General features: G+C 65.8%; 17 protein-coding genes. 10 read left to right on the top strand and 7 right to left on the bottom strand.

The window, feature by feature from the left end:
- The first annotated feature begins 48 nt into the window (after positions 1 to 48).
- Positions 49 to 600, top strand: coding sequence for a hypothetical protein (locus ACYQ4T_RS15595; RefSeq protein ID WP_459855855.1), 552 nt, complete (start codon positions 49 to 51; stop codon positions 598 to 600).
- A 10-nt stretch (positions 601 to 610) separates the two neighbouring features.
- Here the strand turns inward: ACYQ4T_RS15595 and htpG are convergent, their stop codons facing one another.
- The 3 genes from htpG to ACYQ4T_RS15580 all read right to left on the bottom strand — a co-directional run bounded on the left by htpG (position 611) and on the right by ACYQ4T_RS15580 (position 4,850).
- On the bottom strand, positions 611 to 2,488 hold the full coding sequence (gene htpG / locus ACYQ4T_RS15590) for a molecular chaperone HtpG (RefSeq protein ID WP_459855853.1): 1,878 nt from the start codon (positions 2,486 to 2,488) through the stop codon (positions 611 to 613).
- 101 nt (positions 2,489 to 2,589) lie between these two features.
- Positions 2,590 to 4,464 carry a two-component system sensor histidine kinase NtrB gene (locus ACYQ4T_RS15585; protein ID WP_459855851.1) on the bottom strand — a complete coding sequence of 625 codons (1,875 nt, stop codon included), beginning with the start codon at positions 4,462 to 4,464 and terminating at the stop codon, positions 2,590 to 2,592.
- On the bottom strand, positions 4,461 to 4,850 hold the full coding sequence (locus tag ACYQ4T_RS15580) for a putative pterin-binding protein (RefSeq protein WP_459855849.1): 390 nt from the start codon (positions 4,848 to 4,850) through the stop codon (positions 4,461 to 4,463). The genes ACYQ4T_RS15585 and ACYQ4T_RS15580 overlap by 4 nt, the downstream gene beginning before the upstream one ends.
- A gap of 225 nt (positions 4,851 to 5,075) precedes the next feature.
- Here ACYQ4T_RS15580 and ACYQ4T_RS15575 point away from each other — a divergent pair, with 225 nt between their 5' ends.
- The 3 genes from ACYQ4T_RS15575 to ACYQ4T_RS15565 all read left to right on the top strand — a co-directional run bounded on the left by ACYQ4T_RS15575 (position 5,076) and on the right by ACYQ4T_RS15565 (position 7,078).
- Positions 5,076 to 5,492, top strand: a complete 417-nt coding sequence (locus ACYQ4T_RS15575) for a response regulator transcription factor (protein WP_459855847.1) — start codon at positions 5,076 to 5,078, stop codon at positions 5,490 to 5,492.
- 63 nt (positions 5,493 to 5,555) lie between these two features.
- A complete protein-coding gene (locus ACYQ4T_RS15570) occupies positions 5,556 to 6,371 on the top strand; it encodes a class II aldolase/adducin family protein (RefSeq protein WP_459855845.1) in 816 nt (271 codons plus the stop codon).
- Positions 6,371 to 7,078 (top strand): hypothetical protein, encoded by a 708-nt coding sequence (locus tag ACYQ4T_RS15565; RefSeq protein WP_459855842.1) that lies wholly within the window; start codon positions 6,371 to 6,373, stop codon positions 7,076 to 7,078. The genes ACYQ4T_RS15570 and ACYQ4T_RS15565 overlap by 1 nt, the downstream gene beginning before the upstream one ends.
- An 82-nt stretch (positions 7,079 to 7,160) precedes the next feature.
- Here the strand turns inward: ACYQ4T_RS15565 and ACYQ4T_RS15560 are convergent, their stop codons facing one another.
- Entirely contained in the window at positions 7,161 to 8,108 is a 948-nt protein-coding gene (locus tag ACYQ4T_RS15560; RefSeq protein ID WP_459855839.1) for a 2-hydroxyacid dehydrogenase, read from the bottom strand.
- A 128-nt stretch (positions 8,109 to 8,236) separates the two neighbouring features.
- On the opposite strand from ACYQ4T_RS15560, the gene ACYQ4T_RS15555 reads away from it, so the two are divergent.
- On the top strand, positions 8,237 to 9,241 hold the full coding sequence (locus ACYQ4T_RS15555) for a Gfo/Idh/MocA family protein (RefSeq protein WP_459855836.1): 1,005 nt from the start codon (positions 8,237 to 8,239) through the stop codon (positions 9,239 to 9,241).
- 4 nt (positions 9,242 to 9,245) lie between these two features.
- Here the strand turns inward: ACYQ4T_RS15555 and ACYQ4T_RS15550 are convergent, their stop codons facing one another.
- Both ACYQ4T_RS15550 and ACYQ4T_RS15545 read right to left on the bottom strand, forming a co-directional pair.
- Positions 9,246 to 10,061: a hypothetical protein gene (locus ACYQ4T_RS15550; RefSeq protein WP_459855834.1), complete on the bottom strand. Its 816-nt coding sequence runs from the start codon at positions 10,059 to 10,061 to the stop codon at positions 9,246 to 9,248.
- Positions 10,062 to 10,149: 88 nt separating this feature from the next.
- On the bottom strand, positions 10,150 to 11,964 hold the full coding sequence (locus ACYQ4T_RS15545; protein WP_459855832.1) for a S8 family peptidase: 1,815 nt from the start codon (positions 11,962 to 11,964) through the stop codon (positions 10,150 to 10,152).
- Between the two features lie 493 nt (positions 11,965 to 12,457).
- Between ACYQ4T_RS15545 and rimP the strand changes: the two genes are divergently transcribed.
- From rimP to infB, 4 genes are read left to right on the top strand one after another with little or no spacing between them, the layout of a single operon-like run.
- Positions 12,458 to 12,976 (top strand): ribosome maturation factor RimP, encoded by a 519-nt coding sequence (rimP, locus tag ACYQ4T_RS15540; RefSeq protein WP_459855830.1) that lies wholly within the window; start codon positions 12,458 to 12,460, stop codon positions 12,974 to 12,976.
- A gap of 59 nt (positions 12,977 to 13,035) precedes the next feature.
- Entirely contained in the window at positions 13,036 to 14,541 is a 1,506-nt protein-coding gene (nusA, locus tag ACYQ4T_RS15535) for a transcription termination factor NusA (RefSeq protein WP_459858020.1), read from the top strand.
- Between the two features lie 20 nt (positions 14,542 to 14,561).
- Positions 14,562 to 15,230 (top strand): RNA-binding protein, encoded by a 669-nt coding sequence (locus tag ACYQ4T_RS15530; RefSeq protein ID WP_459855828.1) that lies wholly within the window; start codon positions 14,562 to 14,564, stop codon positions 15,228 to 15,230.
- 36 nt (positions 15,231 to 15,266) lie between these two features.
- Positions 15,267 to 17,855, top strand: coding sequence for a translation initiation factor IF-2 (infB, locus tag ACYQ4T_RS15525; RefSeq protein WP_459855826.1), 2,589 nt, complete (start codon positions 15,267 to 15,269; stop codon positions 17,853 to 17,855).
- 121 nt (positions 17,856 to 17,976) lie between these two features.
- On the opposite strand, the gene ACYQ4T_RS15520 is transcribed toward infB, so the two are convergent.
- Positions 17,977 to 19,242 carry a polyamine ABC transporter substrate-binding protein gene (locus tag ACYQ4T_RS15520; RefSeq protein WP_459855824.1) on the bottom strand — a complete coding sequence of 422 codons (1,266 nt, stop codon included), beginning with the start codon at positions 19,240 to 19,242 and terminating at the stop codon, positions 17,977 to 17,979.
- A 224-nt stretch (positions 19,243 to 19,466) separates the two neighbouring features.
- Here ACYQ4T_RS15520 and ACYQ4T_RS15515 point away from each other — a divergent pair, with 224 nt between their 5' ends.
- A complete protein-coding gene (locus ACYQ4T_RS15515; protein WP_459855822.1) occupies positions 19,467 to 20,150 on the top strand; it encodes a TetR family transcriptional regulator C-terminal domain-containing protein in 684 nt (227 codons plus the stop codon).
- Positions 20,151 to 20,158 lie beyond the last annotated feature (8 nt).

The raw sequence follows: 20,158 nt of genomic DNA, 5'->3' as shown, positions 1-20,158 counted from the left end.
CACACTCGCTGCCATCGGGCGTTGCAGGGCAATGGGGCGGGCGGGCGAATGCGGGGTGGGCGGATCGGGCAGCTGCCGCTAGCGGCCGCGCTGCTGCTGGCCGGATGCGTCCAGGCCCCGACGACCGGCGACAGGAATCCATCGCGTGAAGGGGTTCCTGCATTCGCGCCGACCGACACCTGGTACTCGCATGTGGAGAGGCGGGGCGACCGGGTTCTCTATGCCCATGCCGGTATCGCCAATGTCGAGCGCGACGCCGCGCTGCTGATCGGCTGCACCTCGAAGCAGAAAGGCGTGCTCCTCGGCGTCACGTTCGGCTCCAGCTTGTCCATCGAGGAGACATGGCGCCCGGTGACGCTGACATTGGATGGCAACAGCACGCTCACGCAGCGCTGGATGAGCGGCGACACGGGCTACGCCATCGAGGATTACGAATCCGGTTTCGCCGCGGTCGTGGTGGCACTGAAGAAGCACCGCTCGGTCACGCTGGTGATGGGCGATTCCGATGCCCCGCTCGACCGCAGCAGCTTCACCCTCGACGGCGCCGAGGCTGCGATCGACCTCGTGATCTCCAATTGCGCCAAGGCGGTTCCGGACTGAACCGGACCTGTCACAAACCCCGCTGCACGAAAGCGTTCATCCTGCGCGCAAATGCAGCCGGGTCGGGCAGGGCCTCGCCGTCCTGGATCCGCGCCTGGTCCAAGAGCAGCCAGCAGGCGTCGTCGAGCGCGCTGTTCTGGCCGCCCTTGGAGACGGCTTTGGCCAGGCTGGCGATCATCGGATGGGTGCCGTTGATTTCCAGCACCCGCGGCAGCGAAGCTTCCAGCTTCTTGTGCTGGCGCAGCAGCTTTTCCAGATGCATGTCGAGATCGCCCTCGGCCGCGACCAGGCAGCAGGCGCTGTCGGTCAGCCGATCGGAGACCCGCACGTCCTTGACCGCGTCCTTCAAGGTGAGGCGCATCAGCGCGATCAGGTTGTCGATGCCTTCCGCCTTGGGTTCCGGCTTCTCGTCCTTCTCGCCGTCCGCCTTCTTCACCGCGTCGAGCTCGGCGGCGCCGCGGGTCGCCGACTTGAACGGCTTGCCGTCGTAATCGCTCACCGCCTGCATCCAGAACTCATCGACCGCATCGGTCAGCAGCAGCACCTCGACGCCCTTCTTGCGGAAGCCTTCGAGATGCGGCGAGCGCTGCAACGCCTCGACCTCGTCGCCGCTGATCGTGTAGATCCCGCTCTGGCCTTCCTTCATCCGGCCGACGTAATCGGCAAGGCTGACCGGCGTATCCCCGGCCGTGGTGCGGAAGCGTGCGAGCTTCAGGAGTGCGGCGCGGTTCGCCTCGTCCTCGTAGATGCCTTCCTTCAGCACGGCGCCGAAGCTGTCCCAGAACTTGAGGTACCGTTCCGGCTCGTTCTCGGCCACCTTGGCGAGCTCGCCCAGCACCTTCTTCACGAGGCCGGCGCGGATCTTGGCGATCAGCGGATTGGCCTGCAGGGTCTCGCGGCTGATGTTGAGCGGCAGGTCCTCGGAATCCACCACGCCTTTGAGGAAGCGCAGCCAGCCCGGCAGCAGGTCCTCGCAATGATCGGTGATGAAGACCCGCTTCACATAGAGCTTCAGCGACTGCTTGCGGTCGGGGTGAAAGAGGTCGAAGGGCTTGGCGCTGGGCACGAAGATCAGCCCGGTATAGTCGATCTTGCCCTCGGCCTTGAAATGCAGGGTCGCCCAGGGCGCGTCGAAGGCATGCGCGATGTGGTGATAGAACTCGGTATACTGCTCCGGCGTGATCTCCGACTTGGAGCGCGTCCAGAGCGCCGCCGCCTGGTTGACGTGCTTTTCCCCCGTGCCGTCGTTCAGCCGCACCGGCAGGGCGATGTGGTCGGAATATTTGGCGACGACCTTGGAGACGTTGGCGCCGTCCAGCCACTGCTCCTCGCCCGCCTTGATGTGGAGGGCGATCTCGGTGCCGCGGCCCGTCTTCTCGGCCGGCGTCACGCTGAACTCGCCGCGGCCTTCGGATTCCCAGGTCCAGGCATTGTCTTCCCCGGCGCGTTTCGAGGTGACCGTGACCTTGTCCGCCACCATGAAGGCCGAATAGAAGCCGACACCGAACTGGCCGATCAGCGAGACCTTCTTGTCGCCGCTGGTTTCGGCTTCGAGCTCGCTCATGAACTGGGCGGAGCCCGACTTGGCGATGGTGCCGAGATTGGCAATGAGCTCGTCATGGCTCATGCCGATCCCGTTGTCGGCGATGGTCAAGCGCCGGTTCGGCTTGTCGATCGTGATGGTGACGGCGAGATCCGGGTCGTCGCCCAGCAGGCCGGCCTGGGTCAGGCTCAGATAGCGCAGCCGGTCGCAGGCATCGGAGGCGTTGGAAATGAGCTCCCGCAGAAAGACCGATTTGTCGCTGTAGAGCGAATGCGCCACGATGTCGAGCAGGCGGCTGACCTCCGCCTGGAACCCGTGTTTCTCAGCGGTCCGCTCCGCCACCATGATCCGATACTCCTCCGCAAAAGCCTGATTGCGGCCGCTGATATGCGGAATTTCCCCTCCGGATTCAAGATGCGGTTTTGCGGAGGTTCAGGGCGGCGGCTTCAGGCGGCCTTGGCCATTTGCGTCATCGGCAGGTAGATCCGGAACGTCGTGCCCAGGCCCTCGTTGGTCTCGACCGAGATGGTCCCCTCGAGGCCCAGGACGATGCCGTGCACGGCGGCGAGCCCGAGCCCGCTCCCTTGGCCGAATCCCTTGGTCGTGTAGAAGGGCTCGAACATATGTTCCAGGACCGCGCGCGGGATGCCGCCGCCATTGTCCCGGACGCTGAGGCATATGCAGGGCCGGTCGGGTGGCTGCGTGCCGACATGAACGAAATGCGTCCGACCGTCGGTGCTGGTCACGACCGCGAGCGGCGCGCCGCCGGTGGGCGGCATGTGCTTGGCGCCGATCCGGTCGGCCGCAAGGTCGAAGGCCGGCTGGCGGATCGCGACTTCGATGGCGCCCGGCCGCATGCCGATCGCATCGCGGGCGTTGACGCACAGATTCATGATGATCTGCGATATCTGCCCGGCATCGGCCCGGATCGCGGCGGATTCGCTGCCGGTGAGAGACGTCAGCATGCTCTGGGGCGTGGTGGCGCGGAGCAGCGCCAGGGTCTCCTTGGCGATGGCGACCACGTCCACCTCTGCCTCGATCCGACCTTCGCTTGCGGCGTCCTTGCGGGAGAAGCTCAGGATCTGCTTGACCAGGCCGGAGGCCCGCGTGGCGCCGCCGACGATCTTGTCCGCCATCCGCTGCTGCTGCGGCCGGTCGGCCAGGTCCGCCTTCAGCATTTCGGCAAAGGTCAGGATCGCGGTCAGCACGTTGTTGAAGTCATGGGCGATGCCGCCGGCCAGGCGCCCGATCGCCTCCATCTTCATGGCATGGTGGAACTGGTCGCGGAACTCGGCCCGCTCGCGCTCGAGACGCGTCCGCTCGGTGAGATCGGTGCGCATCAGCACCAGCCCGCCCTCCGGGCCGCGATGGGCGCGATAGAGGAAGGTCCGGCCATCGATGAGGCGCGCGAGGAAGTTGTCGGCGGGCGTGGTGACCCGGGCCGGGAAGTCCGCTTTGAGCGCAGCGGCCGCCGGGTCGCTGTCATCCAGCATGCGGGCCTCCGCCTGCAACAGCCGGTCGAGCGCCGCCCCGGGATCGGCGCTGGCGGTCTGCCCGGCGAGCAAGGCGCGATAGGCCTGGTTGGCAAAGACCACCCGGCCCTGGCGATCGCTGACGACGAACGGGTCGGCCGAGGTGTCGAGCGCGCTTTCCAGCCGCTCGCGCTGGCGGATGGTCTCGGCGCGTGCGGCCCTGGCCTCGCGCGCGGACGCCTTCGCGGCGCCGGCCTGCCGGATCGTGAGATAGACCAGCGCGCCGCCGGCGAGCAGCAGCAGCAGCACCGAGCCGATCATCTGCTCGAGCACCTCGCTCAAGCGTGCGCGATTGAGCAGGGTCGAGTCGTTCAGCAGGAGATACTGGGTCATGTTCCGCGTCTTCAGCCGCTGCGCGGCGATCAGCGAGGCCAATGGATCCTCCGCCGCCCGGTCGCCGTCGATGACGTGATCCACGCTCGTATCGACCATGCCCATGGTGCCGTCGAGACTGGAGAGATCGGCATCGAGTTGCGGCAAGGCACGAATCTGGTGAGCCTCCGCGGAATCCCGGAGGAACAGTAGGCGGCTGATGTAGATCTCGCGCTGGAGATCCAGCGCTTGCGCATTTTCCGCCGTCCGGTCGCGACGGAAGCGCTCGAGCGCCAAGGCCAGCTTCAGGGCCTCGGAGTCCATCTGCACGGCGCCCCAACTGCCTTGGCGATAGGTATGCTCGATCAGCTGGCTTTGCTGGATCAGCGCCTGTGCGAGATAGGTGCCTGCCGCGAGCGATGTCAGGGCGGCGGCGACCAGGATCCAGTGAAAGAGACGAAGGACGCGCGGCTTCATTCTTCGCCGATCGTCTTCATCTGCCAGATCATCTTGGTGGCGGTTGCTTCGTTTTGCAGCTCGGGATGCTGGTCCAGCGGATAGATCAGCCAGAACGGCCCCTTGTCCCGCACCCGCATATACTTGCCGTCAACCTTGTAGGCGACGATCACGTCGTAGTTCGCCGCATCGCTGAGCGGGACTTCGACGCTGTAATCGTTCAGCGCCGTCATCACCAGCTTCGGCGAAGCGAGCCCGGCGGCCTTCAGCAGGTCGCGCAGCAGCACGCCGTCGAAGGTGGTCTTTCCCGGCAGGAAGGGGGTCGCCGTGACGATCCGGGCCTGCGGCATCTTTTCCAGATCGGCGACCGTGACCTTATAGCCCGCGGTGCCGATGGCCAGGGCCAAGGACTCCGGCTGGTCCTGTGCCGCCGCCGCCGCGCATCCGATGAAACCCGCACAAACCGCTGCCAATACAAGGCGAAATGCCCGCATGACCACTCCTGCCCAATCGTGTTGACGCCCCGGCGAGGATGGCATGCGTGATTTAAGGCGGAATTAACACCTATTCGGATAGTTTCCGGGCGGCTTTGCCGGTACCGATCCGGCGTCGCGCGGCCCGAGGGAGGGAAGATGTCAGCGAACGAGATGACTGCCAGCAAAACCACGGTCCTGCTGGTCGAAGACGACGAGACGGTGCGGGAAGCCGTCTCCCTGATGCTGGAGCGCGCCGGCTACGCCGTGACCACGGCCGAGAACGGACTGGTTGCAGCCGGCCTGCTGGAAGACTGGGGACCGAAGCTGGTCATCACCGACATCTTCATGCCGGACGGCGACGGGATCGAGACCCTCAATCTGGTCAAGCGCCGCTGGCCCGGAACACCGGTCATTGCGATCTCCGGCGGCAGCCCGATGCTGCGCATCGACTATCTTCAGGTCGCGGATGATTTCGGCGCCGCCGCGACCATTGCCAAGCCCTTCGTCACGGAAAGCTTCCTCGCGACGGTCGCCAGAGTGCTCGCCGAGGGCTCGCCCGCCCGCCCGAACTGACCCGCTTCATAATCGCCGCGAGTTCTGGCAGCATGCCGGGCTATTGCCCTCGCGGAGGATGAAATGGCCGCCACCCGCCTGCAGCCCGTTCCGGCTTCCAACACGCCGGCGAGCGCCCGCTCGGATGAGGAATGGCGTCTGCGCCGCGAGCTCGCCGCCTGCTACCGGCTGATCGCCCATTTCAAGATGACCGACCTGATCTTCACACATATTTCGATGCGGATTCCGGGGCCGGAGCATCACTTCCTGATCAATCCCTACGGCCTGTTCTTCGACGAGATCACCGCCTCCAACCTGGTGAAGATCGATCTCCAGGGCCAGGCGGTCGAGCCCACGCCCTATCCGGTCAACCCGGCGGGCTTCGTGATCCACAGCGCGATCCACGGCGCGCGCGAGGATGCCCATTGCGTGCTCCACACCCACACCAAGGCGGGCTGCGCCATCGCCGCGCAGAAGGACGGGTTGCTGCCGGTCAACCAAATCAACCTCGAGTTCTACAACAACGTCGCCTACCACGATTACGAAGGCATCGCCCTCGATCTCGACGAGCAGAAGCGGCTGGTGGCGGACCTCGGCACCAAGTCGGTGATGATCCTCCGGAACCACGGCCTCCTGACCGTCGGTAAGGACGCGCAGCAGGCTTTCCTGCGCATGTACTACCTGGAGAAGGCCTGCGAGATCCAATTGACGGCGCAAGCCGGCGGCCAAGCGCTGCTGATCCCGCCGAAGAATGTCTGCGAGCATGCCGAGCGCCAGTTCAACGCGCCGCCGCTGCCTTCGAGCGACGGCCGTACCTTGAGCGATCCCGACGGCTACGATCTCGCCTGGAGCGCGCTCTTGCGCCTGCTGGACCGGATCGACCCGGGCTACAAAAACTGATGCGCCGGCTCTTCCTGGCGCTGGTCTTCCTCGTTGCCGCGCTCGGCCCGGCGACGGCGGACGATCTGGTCGGAAAATACGCGGCCGCCGGCGTCGATCCGCAAGGTCGCAACTACAAGGCGGCGGTCCAGATCGAACAGCTCGGCAAGGTCCACATCGTGTTGTGGAAGCTCGCCGGCGGCGCCGCCTATAAGGGCATCGGCATTCGTCTGGGCGACAAGATCGGCGTCGGCTATGGCGGCGCCGACACCAAGTTCGGCGTCGCGGTCTACAAGGTCAATGGCGGCAGGCTGGAAGGCCTCTGGGTCGACAGCGGCGATCTCAAGTCGGAGCTGGGCAAGGAGACGCTCGAAGGCTCGCCCGATCTCAGCGGCACCTACCAGGTGACGCTCGGGCAGAATCGCGACGGCCTCACCAACTACACCGGCACGATCGAGATCAAGCGCACCGGCAACACCTTCGTCTTCTACTGGCCGATCGCCAAGCCGCCGAGCATCGGCGTCGGCGTCCTGCTCGACGACATGCTGGTCGTGGCCTATAGCAGCAACCCGGAAAAGCTGCCCGGCGTCGTGGCCTACAAGGCAACCGACGCCGACACTCTGGATGGAATTTGGGCCGGCCTCGGCGTCAAGAAGACCGGCGACGGAAGCTACAATATCGCCGCGCCGAAGAAGGCCGGTACCGAGACCCTGAAGCGCCAGCCCTGAACCTTCCTTTCGCCGTCATGGCCGTCCCCGGACTTGGCTCCGGGGATTGACCCGGCCATCTGCTCCCGCGAGATGAGGCGCTTCAGACGATCAAATTCTGCGGCTTCCCGGCGAAGAAGTTGAGGATATTGTCCAACCCGCCGCGCACCAGCCGCTCCAGGGCCGCGGTGCTGTTGAAGCCGATATGCGGGGTCAGCACCACGTTCGGCAGATGCATCAGTGGCCGCTCCGCCATCGGCTCGATCGGGAAGACGTCCAGCCCGGCGCCGTAGATCTTGTTCTCGGCCAGGAGCTTCTCCAGGCAGTCGTAGTCCATCAATCCACCCCGCGCGGTGTTGATGACGATCGCGTTGGGCTTCAGGGTATTGAGCAGCACCGCATCGATCAGCCCGCGGGTCGCGTCGTTCAGCGAAAGATGCAGCGACACCACATCCGAAGTGGCGAAGAGCTCGGCCAGGTCGATGAATTTCACGGTCGAGAAATTGCGGCGATAGCGGCCGGCGCTGCGGGTCCAGGCCACCACCTCCATCCCTAAGCCCAGCGCCATGCGGGCAGTCTCCCGCGCGATCGGCCCGAAGCCGACCAGGCCGATGCGCCGGCCCTTGAGTTCGAGGCCCGAGGGATGCTCGGCCCAGCCGCCGCCGCGCACGATGCCGTCGAACTGCACCACCCTTCGGGCGACGCCGAACATCAAGGCGATCGCATGCTCGGCCACCGTGCGGTCGCCGTAGCCGGGCGTATTGGCGACCCGGATCCCGCGTGCCTTCGCCGCGTCGAAATCGACGAAGCCGTCCACGCCGATGCCGAGGAAGGAGATGATCTTCAGGTTGGGGCAGGCCTCGATCGCCGCCTTTGAGACTTTTGCCCAGTTCAGGAGGATCGCATCGGCCTTGGCACAGCGCTCGATCAGCAGCGCGTCGTTGTCGACCGTGCCGGTCTCGACCGCCAAGGTCACGCCCTCCGGCAGCTTCCAGCTCTGGAGCAGGCCGACCGTTTCCGGCGAGGCGTCGGGTGAAGCGATCAGCGGCAAGTCATGTCCCCGGCAGGTTCCGATTCATTCTGGCCGAACTCCGCGGCGTGATCCAGCATCTCGACGGAGCCGGACCGAGCCCCTAAACTCGCGGCCTTTCCGAACATGCAGCACAGGGGAGTGGAGCGATGAAACCGGTGGTTTGGGGCGTCGTCAGCACGGCTTTGATCGGCATGGAGAAGGTCAATCCGGCCATGCTCAAAGCCAAGGGCGTCGAGTTCCGCGGCATCGCCTCGCGCGATCTCGGCAAGGCCCAGGCGGCCGCCAAGCAGCTCGGCATCCCCAAGGCCTATGGCTCCTATGAAGAGCTGTTCGCCGATCCGGAGATCGAGGCGGTCTACAACCCGCTCCCCAATCATCTCCACGTGCCGGTGACGATCCAGGCGCTCAAAGCCGGCAAGCATGTGCTCTGCGAAAAGCCGATTGCCTTGACCGCCGCCGAAGCCGAGCAGCTGGTCGAAGCCGAGCGCGCCTCCGGCAAGCTGGTGGCGGAAGCCTTCATGGTGCGCTGGCATCCGCAATGGCTGACGGCGCGCAAGCTGGTGGCCGAGGGCCAGATCGGCGAGGTGCGCGCGGTCCAGGTCAGCTTCAGCTATTTCAACGACGACCCCAACAATGTCCGCAACATGAACGACATCGGCGGCGGCGGCATTTACGACATCGGCTGTTACTGCATCATCTCCGGCCGCTGGTTCTTCGGCATGGAGCCCGAGCGCGTGGTCTCGATCATCGACCGTGATCCGAAGTTCGGCACCGACCGCCTGGCCAGCGCGCTGGTGAAGTTCCCCGGGAATCGCCAGCTCTCATTCATGGTCTCGACCCAGCTCGTCCCCTACCAGCGGGTCCAGGTCTTCGGCACCAAGGGGAGGATCGAGATCGAGATTCCGTTCAACGCGCCCCCGGGCTATCCCTGCCGGGTATTCAAGGACAGCGGCAAGGACTTGAAGGGCAGCAGCATCGAAACCATCGCCGTCGAGCCCTGCGACCAGTACACGCTGCAGGCCGAGGCCTTCTCGAAGGCGGTCCGCAAGGAAGCAGCCTGGCCCTTCCCGATCACCGACGCCGTGCAGCAGATGCGCATCATCGACGCGCTCTATAAGAGCGGCGACAGCGGCAAGTGGGAGGCGGTCTAGGGCCTCAGTGGCCGGCGCGGTCATCCCGCGTCGGCCGGCCGCTCAGGAGCCAGAAGGGATAGATCGCGTAGTTGAGCGCGATTAGCAGGGCGATCGGGACCACGACCGCTGAGAAGCTGGCGCCCCAGGCGATTTCCCAAGCTTGGGTCTCGAGACAATTGGGCGTGATGGGCTCGCCCGTGTCTTCCAGCTCCAGCGGAGCTGTATTCACCGCGCAATCCACCCGGACATCCGCGAAGAATGTTCCCTTCTGCATCGGCTGCAGAAACAGCGCGTGAAGGCCCCACAGAATGAGCGCGACGACGAGCATGGCGGAAGCCAGGCCGCCGGCCTCGCCCCCGACCCTCACCGCATGCCGCTTCTTTCCCAGGCGGAATCCCTTGGCGAGATCGTTGAGGAACGAGATCTGCATGCCGTCTGCCGTTGGGCGCAGGCGTGGTCGCGGCAGGAAGCTGAAGACGCACAGGCAGGCGCCGACAATGCAAAGGAGATCGACGCCGGCGATGCTGAGGAATTTCGACGCGCCGTCTGGATCGGACCCGAAGATCTGCTGCGCGACGATACCCAGCTTCGGAAAGGGAATGGTGAAAGCCTCACCCAGATACGCGGTGGCACGCATCCATGCCGGAGCGGCCCCGGCCGACAGCCAAGGCGTCACCGCGGCGTAGAGGATCGGCAATACGATCGCACCCAGCCATCCGAGGCCGGCGAGATATCGCCGCCCGTGCCCGCGCCGAGCCCGCGCTTCGGTATAGGCCTTGGCGAAGGCATATTCACGCTGTCCGGCGGCGGCCTCGTCCTGGATGTCCGGCTGCGTCATCGAGATTCGAGGCTGCTTCGGCTGGTGCCAACGATCAGCATACCATAGCGCGTGAGTGGGAGCGCCGCCAAATCGCGCTTGATGCCGCCTAGCCGAACACCGAGCGCAGCTTGTCGGAGGCGGACTGGGCGACGTGATGCGCCGCTTCCGCCGCGCGGTCGGCCTGGCCTTGCGCTTCGGCGGCGACGGCGTCGCGCACCCGGTCGAAATTCTCCTCGGTCTGCTGCAGCAAGCGCGTGAGCTCGCCGCCGTATAACTGCAGCTGATCGCGCAAGGCTTCGGGATCGGCGGCGCCGAACATCCGACCGAGCACGGCGCGGATCGCCGCCGCCGGCTGGTCCCAGAAGATGCGCTCGAACAGGCCGAAGAGATCCGGCTGGTCGTTGTCGAGCAGGAACTGCGGCATCGGGATCAGCGGCCCGGGCGGCGGCAGCGAGGCGTTCAGCGCGGCTTCCGCATCGACGATGCCAGGGCCCCAGCCATGGTCCGGCCAATAGGGCGTCATGCGCGCCGAAGCCGCGAGCACTTGCCGGAAGACACGGTTGAGCGCGGTGCGTCGGCGGTAGCGCGCCTTCAAACCCTTGTCGTCATGGAAGCGCAGCCATAGCGCGCCGATCGCCGCCACCGCGGGTGCTGCAAACGATGTCCCTTCCGATTGCTTGGTGCCCTCTGAAGGCAGTAGCCGGCTGGCCGTGGCATTCCAGACATTCTCGGCGGAGGCGGCGATGTCCAGGCGTCCCCAGGCACTGCGGCTCCAGGGGCCCTCCATGATGCCGCCGCCGGCATCGGTCCGGCGCCGTGCGCCGCCGACGGCGATCGATTGCGGATAGAGCGCCGGGCAGACCACGACCGGCACGCATTGCCCCGCGGCGCAGCAGATCAGCATGTCCCGGGCATAGGCGTTGCGGATTGCCGCCCAGACGCCGGTCCCGGTGACGCCGCCGAGGCTGATCGAGAGGATGTCGCAGTTCTGGCGCACCGCGCGGTCGATGCCTTGGGCGGCAATGCTGGGCGAGACCAGGACGACCGACCGCGTCACCCGCATCGGCTCCAGCTTCGCATCGGGCGCGATGCCGCTCAGCTCGGTGCTATTGGTGCCGGGATCGGCGGCGATGATGCTGGCGGTCTGCGTCCCATGGCCGAAGAACTCGCCGAGCGCCGAGCTCTGGCCGCTCGGAAGCGGATCCTCGCCCCTGGGGGTGCCCCGGATCTCGTCGAAGCCGCCGATCGGGTTGGTTTGGCGGGACAGCAGCGCGTGGTTGGTTATCCCGGTGTCGATATGCCCGATGGTGATCCCGCCGCCGCGATCCTTACCGGCATCGGCCAGCTTGTTCCAGGCCCGCGGCACGCGCATCTGGGTCAGTGACCAGCGCTTGTCCGGGTGGGATTCCGCGCGCGGGTCCTTGCAGATGACGTTGAGCGGCGAGGCCGGGAGATCCGGCTCCGCGCCGGCGACCAAGCCCTTCTCGACCGCCGCATAGGCGATGTCATGCGGGTTGGCGATGAGACTGCTGAGGCTGACCGCCGGCAGGGTCGCCACGTAGTAGTTCCTGAGCGAGGGGATGTCTTCGCCGGCGCGGTAGCCCGGAAACAGGCGCTCCAGGTTGACGTCGCCATAGACCTGCTCCAGATGCTGGCGCAACGTCGCGGCGCTCGCGGTCGGCGCCGCCTCGATCACCAGCGAGAGCAGGCCGGGATCGCGCTCGATCGGTTCGAAGGCTCGATTGGGGTCGCGCACCCCAATGCTGCGCGCGATCAGCCGCTGCGCGGCCCGCCTTGTGATTGCGCCCGCGGTCGCGGGCTTCGCCTTGGCCTTTGGCTTGGCGCGCGGCTTGGTCCTTGCGGGCTTGGGCTTGCCACGGTGACGCCGCTTGGCGGCTGCTTTTCGAACGCCCCTCGCCATCTCGGTCCCCCATGGAAAGGGTCCGTCCCACACGGGCTAATCTACGCCGGATTTCGGAATATCGCAGCGCTTGTGATGGGCGCCCCTGGCCAGGACAGATTGACCGACTGGAACAAAAAGAGTACATTTCCATTTTGCGCTCTCGCTGCGCCCGCCTCGGCCATCGCCGGTTGCATAGACAGCGCATGTACGAAATGCCGTATCGCCGCTCCGGCTCTCTTGCCATCTTATCAATAATATCAATGGTTTAGGATCTTTTTTCCTCTCCGGACGGGTGACGCCGTCAATGCAAGGCGGCACCCGCGCGCGCAGGCAACCTTCCCGGGCGACGATCCTGACTTCGCGCTTGCCTCGCCGCTGGAAAAGCCTATATTCCCGGCAAATCCCAGGGTCGTTATGAGATCCAGATAAGGGTGGGCCAACGGCCCGCCTTTTTTATTGCCCGCTTCTCATGCGGCGCCTGAGGAATAGCGACACGGACTGACAGAGAAGCATGGCGCTGAGCCAGGAGATCGAACGCATCATCACGCCGACTGTGGAAGGCATGGGCTACGAGCTCGTGCGCCTCACCGTCTCCGGCGGGCACCGCAAGACCCTGCAGGTCATGGCGGAGCGCAAGGATGGGCTCAACATGTCGCTCGACGATTGCACGCATCTGTCGCGGGCGATCTCCGCGGTCATGGATGTCGAGGACCCGATCGAGGGCGCCTATTCGCTGGAAGTCTCCTCGCCGGGCATCGACCGGCCGCTGACGCGGCCCAAGGATTACGCGCGCTTTGCCGGCTTCGAGGCGAAGCTCGAGACCAGGGCACCGATCGACGGCCGCAAGCGCTTCAAGGGCAAGCTGCTGGGCCTGGAAGCGCAGAGCGTGAAGATCGAAGTGGAAGGCGCGGCGCTCGCGCTGCCGCTGGAAGAAATCGAAAAAGCCAAGCTGGTGCTGACCGACGATCTCATTGCCGCGCATGAGGCGAATGACGGTGGCGCCAACGACGAACCAGAAAACCTGAATTGAGAGACCGAGGTTAGAGAGAAGAAGCCATGGCCATGGACACCACGATCGCCATCCCCCGGATGGAGCTGCTGCAGGTCGCCGACGCGGTCGCCCGCGAGAAGAGCATCGACCGCGACGAAGTGCTGATTGCGATGGAGCAGGCAATCCAGAAGGCCGGCCGCTCCAAGTATGGCCATGAGCACGACATCCGGGCGGCGATCGACCGCAAGACCGGTGAGATCAAGCTGACCCGCGTGCAGGAAGTGGTCGATACGGTCGTCGAGAACGAGGCGACCCAGATCCCCTTGAAGGCCGCGCACCGCCGCGACGCCAGCCTGAAGGTCGGCGACTTCATCATCGACGAGCTGCCGCCGATCGATTTCGGCCGCATCGCCGCCCAGACCGCGAAACAGGTCATCGTCCAGAAGGTCCGCGAGAGCGAGCGCAAGCGCCAGTTCGAGGAGTTCAAGGACCGCAAGGGCGAGATCATCAACGGCCTGGTGAAGCGCGTCGAGTTCGGCAACGTGACCGTGGACCTCGGGCGTGGCGAGGCCATGCTGCGCCGGGACGAGCTGCTGCCGCGCGAGACCTTCCGCAACGGCGATCGCGTCCGCGCCCTGATCCTCGACGTCCGCGAGGAGCCGCGCGGCCCGCAGATCTTCCTCTCCCGCACCCATCCCGATTTCATGGCGAAGCTGTTCGCGCAGGAAGTGCCGGAGATCTATGACGGCATCATCGAGATCAAGGCCGTCGCCCGCGACCCGGGCAGCCGCGCCAAGATCGCCGTCATCTCCCATGACAGCGGCATCGATCCGGTGGGCGCCTGCGTCGGAATGCGCGGCAGCCGCGTCCAGGCCGTGGTCCAGGAGCTCCAGGGCGAGAAGATCGACATCATTCCCTGGTCGCCGGATCCGGCGACCTTCGTGGTCAACGCGCTGGCGCCGGCCGAAGTCGCCAAGGTCGTGCTCGACGAGGATTCGGGCCGTATCGAGGTCGTCGTTCCTGACGAGCAGCTGTCGCTCGCGATCGGCCGCCGCGGCCAGAACGTGCGCCTGGCGTCGCAGCTCACCGGCTTCGACATCGACATCCTGACCGAAGAGCAGGAGAGCAAGCGGCGTCAGGAAGAGTTCAAGACCCGTTCGCAGATGTTCATGGACGCCCTTGATGTCGATGACGTCATTGCCCAATTGCTGGTGACCGAAGGGTTCACCTCCATCGAAGAAGTCGCCTTCGTGCCGACCGAGGATCTGGCCGGCATCGAGGGCTTCGACGAGGACGTCGCCTCCGAGCTGAAGACCCGGGCCCTGGCCTGGATCGAGGCCGAGGCCGAGCGCATGAACGCGCGCCGCCGCGAGCTCGGCGTTGCCGATGATGTCGCCGCCATCGAGGGCCTGACCCCGGCCATGCTGGTCGCGCTGGGCGAGAAGGGTATCAAGTCGCTGGACGACCTCGCCGACCTCGCCGCCGACGAACTCAACGACGAGAAGGACGGAATCCTCAAGGATTTCGAGGTTTCGACCGAGGACGCCAACGCCATCATCATGGCCGCCCGCGCCCATTGGTTTGAGGACGAGAAGAAGGCCTAAGGAACGGCATGGAAGCAGCGATGACCACGGTCCTGGACGGGGAAGACGCGGCGCCGCAAGGCGATGCGGACGGCCGTTCCATGCCCGAGCGGAGCTGCATCGTGACCCGGCAGGCCCTGGAGAAGGACCAGCTGATCCGTTTCGTGCTCGGGCCCGACAATGCGATCGTGCCGGACCTTTCGGAAAATCTTCCCGGCCGGGGTTATTGGGTCACCGCCAGCCGCAAGGTCCTGGCCGAGGCGGTCAAGAAGAACGCCTTCGCCAAGGCGATGCGGGCACCGGTCAGGCCGGATCCCGATCTGGTGGACCGGGTGGCGGGCCTCATCGACCGGCAGGTCGTCGATCTGCTGGGCCTGGCCCGGCGAAGTGGCAGTTTGGTGACCGGTTTCGAAAAGGTCGATGTCGCTTTGCGCACCGGCAAGGCGGTTTTGCTGATCGAAGCCAAGGATGCCGGGGCGGATGGGCGCGCAAAGCTGGCGCGACACACCCTTCCTGGGGTAGAGATATGGTCGCCGCTGACAGCCGAGCAGCTCGGCCGGGCCATCGGGCGGGACCACGCGGTGCATGTCGCGGTTGCGCCGGGCGGCTTAGCCAACCGCCTCAAGATGGTGCTGCGGCGCCAACAAGGACTCTCTGACGACGGGGTTGCCGGTGCGGGCCACGCATCGGCTCAGCCTCGAACCGAGTAAACGAAGCGACCAAGCGGAACTGGAACTGAAGCAACGATGAGCAACGAAACCGAAGCCCCGACCCGGAAACCGCTCAAGCTGTCCTCGCCGGGCAAGCTGGAGCTGAAGAAGACGGTCGATGGCGGCCAGGTTCGCCAGAGCTTTCCGCATGGCCGCACCAAGACGGTCACGGTCGAGCTGAAGAAGAAGCGCACCTACACCCAGGGCGCCGGCGGCAAGATGACCGAGGTTCCGCACGAGGCCGAGGCGAAGCTGGGCCTTACCACCCCGCCGCCGGCCCCGGAGGTCGACGATCGCCCGCATCACACCCTGACCGAGCATGAGCGGGTCGCCCGCACCAAGGCGCTCGAGCAGGCCAAGCGCGACGAGGACGTCCGCAAGCAGTTCGAGGAAGAAGAGGCCAAGCGCGCCGCCGAAAGGTCCGAGCGCGAGAAGGCCGAAGTCGACAAGCGCCGCCGCGAAGAGGAAGAGCGGAAGGCCGCCGAGGAAGCCACCAAGGTGGCGCGCGAGACCCAGGCGCAGGCCGCGGCGGTGACGGCCGCGCGCGCCGAGAAGACCGCCGATGCGGGTGCCCATGCCCATGTCGGCAAGATGCATCTCAACAAGGCGATGGCCAAGCAGGCGACCGAGGAAGCGGACGACGCGCCGCGTCGCCGCGTCGCCGGGCCGGGTCGTCCCGCCGTGGCCCCGAAGCCCGCGCCGACCCGCACCCGCGGCGACGAGCGCCGTCGCGGCGCCAAGCTGACCGTCGTCCAGGCGCTCGACGCCGAGACCTCGGAGCGCACGCGCTCGGTGGCGGCTTTCCGCCGCCGCACCGAGAAGGAGAAGCGCGCGCTGATGCAGGATCAGGGCGCGGCCTTGAAGGTCGTGCGCGACGTCATCGTGCCGGAAGCGATCACCGTCCAGGAGCTGGCGAACCGCATGGCGGAGCGCGGCGGCGACGTGATCAAAGCACTGATGAAAATGGGCGTAATGGCGACGATCAACCAGACTATCGATGCCGACACCGCGGAACTGGTGATCAGCGAGTTCGGTCATCGCATGCGCCGGGTCTCGGCGGCCGACGTCGAAGTCGGTGTCGAGGGTGAAGAGGACGCGCCGGAGCATATGCAGCCGCGGCCGCCGGTCGTCACCATCATGGGCCATGTCGATCACGGCAAGACCTCGCTGCTGGACGCGATCCGCCAGGCCGATGTCGCGGCCCACGAGGCGGGCGGCATCACCCAGCATATCGGCGCCTATCAGGTGACGACCCCGTCGGGGAAGAAGATCACCTTCATCGATACCCCCGGCCACGCGGCCTTCACCGAGATGCGCGCCCGCGGCGCCAATGTCACCGACATCGTCGTGCTGGTGGTTGCCGGCGATGATGGCATCATGCCGCAGACCGTCGAGGCGATCCGCCATGCCAAGGCCGCGGAAGTGCCGATCCTGGTCGCCATCAACAAGATGGACAAGCCGGACGCCAATGCGCAGAAGGTCCGCCAGGAGCTCCTGAACCACGAGCTGGTGACCGAAGAGCTGGGCGGCGACGTGCTGACCGTCGAAGTCTCGGCCAAGACCAAGATGAATCTCGACAAGCTCGAGGAAACCCTGCTGCTGCAGGCGGAAATCCTCGACTTGAAGGCGAACCCGGACCGCATGGCCCAGGGCGCCGTGATCGAGGCCAAGCTGGAGCGCGGCCGTGGTGCCGTCGCCACCCTGCTGGTGCAGAAGGGCACGCTCCATGTCGGTGACATCTTCGTCGCCGGCACCGAATGGGGCCGCGTCCGCGCCATGCTCGATGAGCGCGGCGCAAACGTCGAGACCGCCGGTCCCGCCACCCCGGTCGAGGTGCTCGGTCTCCAGGGCACGCCGCAGGCCGGCGACGTCTTCTCGGTGGTGGAATCCGAGGCCCGCGCCCGCGAGATCACCGAGTTCCGCCAGCATCAGCTCCGCCAGAAGCAGGCGGCGGCGGGGGCTCGCGGCACGCTCGAGGAGATGTTCTCCAAGATCGCGACCGGCGAGGCGAAGGAACTGCCGGTGGTGATCAAGGCCGACGTCCAAGGCTCGGTCGAGGCGATCGTCAACAGCCTCAACAACCTCTCGACCGACGAGGTCGCGGTGCGGATCCTGCATTCCGGCGTCGGCGGCATCAACGAATCCGACGTGACGCTGGCGCGGGCATCGGCCGGCCTCATCATCGGCTTCAACGTCCGCGCGAATCCTCAGGCGCGCGAACTGGCCAAGCGCGACCATGTCGACATCCGCTACTACTCGATCATCTACAACGTGGTGGATGACGCCAAGGCGGCCTTGTCGGGCATGCTGGCGCCGACGCTGCGCGAGCAGTTCCTGGGCAACGCCGAGATCCGCGAGATCTTCAACATCACCAAGGTCGGCAAGGTCGCCGGCTGCATGGTGACCGAAGGCCAGGTCAAGCGCGGCGCCAAGGTGCGCCTGCTGCGCGACAACGTGGTGATCCACGAGGGCACGCTCAAGACCCTCCGCCGCTTCAAGGACGAGGTCCGCGAGGTGAAGGAAGGCTTCGAATGCGGCATGGCCTTCGAGAACTACGACAACATCCAGAAAGGCGACGTCATCGAATGCTTCGAGATGGAAGAAGTCGCCCGGGCGCTGGCTTAAGCTGACATCGTCACCCGCGCATGACGAAGTGAGAGATCAGGAGGCCGGATGGTGACATCCGGCCTCCTTGTTTTTTGCGCTCACTGCCGCAACCGGCTCGAGCGAGTGGGCGGCGCGAGGCTCAGGCGCCCGAGCTGAACTTTGCGTAGGCCTCCTGCACCAGCTTCTGGCCGGTCGGCGTGAGCTGGCCTTCCTGCAGCGTCCCCGGGCCGAAGTCGTCGGCGCTGAGCAGCGCGCTGTGCAGGGTGTCGGGAATCAGGTTGGCCGCGATCAGGCGTTCCGCGGTGATTGAAGTGATCGGCGGCTGATAGCCGTTGTAGTCCACAAAGTTCTGATAGGCATTGTCGTTGTCCAGCAGGAAGTCGAGCCAGAGATGCGCCAGCACCGGCTTCTTCGACCGGGCGGTGACCGCCCAGACGTCGTTCTGCACGGGCACCTTGCCCTTGGGCGCCGCCCAGTATTTCAGCTTGTGGGTATCGAAGCCGTCCGGCGCGTTGTACATCGCCGCCGCCAGCATCTGCCCCGACCAGATATGGTGGAGGGAGGTGTTGCCGTCGGGCAGGGTCTGATAGCCGGTCGAGACGATCTTCGGGTTGCAGATCGGGATCAGCGCCATCAGGTCTTCGAGCGCCGCCGCGTAGGCCGCGGGATCCTCGGTGTTCACGTCGAGCTTGCCGCGATAGAGCATCGGCAGCACCATCGCCTCGCGCGAATCCGAGAGAATGCCGACATGGCCCTTGTACTTCTCGGCCTGCCAGAGAATGGACCAGGGATTGTCCATGGCCGCGATGTCCTCGGCGACCAGATCGGCGCGCCAGCCGAGGCCGGTGGAATAGACCGTGTAGGGCACGGTGTATTGCGAGCCCTGGTCGTAGTAGGGGCTGTGCAGTGAAGGCCAGACATTGGCCTTCAGGTTCGGGATATAGTCGTGGTTGATCGGCTGCAGCAGCTTGCCGGCGACCGCCTGGGCGATGCGGTTGTTGGTGAGCTCGGTGACGTCGGCTTCGACCGTGCCGTTGGCGAGCTTGCTGATCGCCTCGTCGATGTCGGCGAAGATGTTCAGCACGACGTTGACGCCGTATTTCTTGCCGAAGTCGGTCATCAGCTTCGGATCGACATATTCATCGTAGTTGAAGATGAAGAAGTCGCCGCCGCTCTCCGGCTTCAAGCCGCTCTCGATCGGCTTCTGGAAGGTGGGAAGCGTGACCGGCTGGTCGGGACGCGCCAGCGGAATGCCGCCGACCGTCGCATCCTCGGCGCGCCCGAGCCCCGGCAGCAGCGTCGCCGCCGCGCCCGACGCCATCAGCAGTTTCACCACCTCGCGCCGCGTCATGCGCCCCTGCGCCAGCGCGGCGATCACGCGCTGCATCGAGATCCCGTTTCCCATGATCTGTCCCCCGTTTGGCCGTTTCGGTGATTTTATAACTGGAGAGTCAATTACGGCAAGACCGGCTGGCTCAGGACCGCGCCCAGCGGATCTCAATAATGGCAATTATTTCAATTGATTAATGACCGCTTTGCCCGAGCGCCACGAAGATTTCCTGGGATTGACGCTGACTCATCGGTCAATTAGCAATCAGACTGTCAAACGGCGATGGGATGGTGCGCGCGATGGAGCGAAAGCGCGGCAAGGCGGCGGAGTTGCGGAGCACGGCGGCGGCAATTCCGCCGCGCCGGCGCGCGAAGGGCAGTGACCGCCGCCGGCAGATCCTCGAGGTGACGCTCGACGTGCTGGCCGAGACCGGCTTCGCCGAGATCACGATCGGGCATGTCGCGCGCGCGATCGGCATCTCGACCGCACTGGTGCTTTCGCATTTCCGCACCAAGGACCTGCTGCTGCTGGAGGCGCAGCGCATGGTGGCGCGCGAGTATCACGACAACTGGCAGCGGGCGCTGGCGGCGAGCGGGCCGAGTGCCGCCGAGAAGCTGTGGGTGCTGGCCGATGCCGAGTTCGCGACCAGCATCTGCACCCCGAAGAAGATCATGGCCTGGAAGGCGTTCTGGGCCGAGGGGCGGCTGCGGCGCGAATACCTCGCCGAGTTCGGCGCGCGGAATGTCGAATACCTGCGGCTGATGACCGAGCTCTGCGCGGCGCTGATCAAGGAAGGGCGCTACCAGGGCCATGACGCGCGGATCTGCGCGCGCAGCATCGATGCGCTGGGCGGCGGGCTCTGGATGGAGCTCACCTCGACTTCGACGCCAATGACCTTGAACGAGACCCGCAAGACCGCGCTCGCGCATCTCGCCATGCTGTTCCCGCGGCACTTCACGCCGAAGGGGCCGATCCGGAAGTAGCCGTCCCG

The organism is Dongia sp. agr-C8, assembly GCF_054658695.1.
Note: the sequence above shows the minus strand (reverse complement) of the source record. Positions and strands in the feature narration are given on the sequence as shown.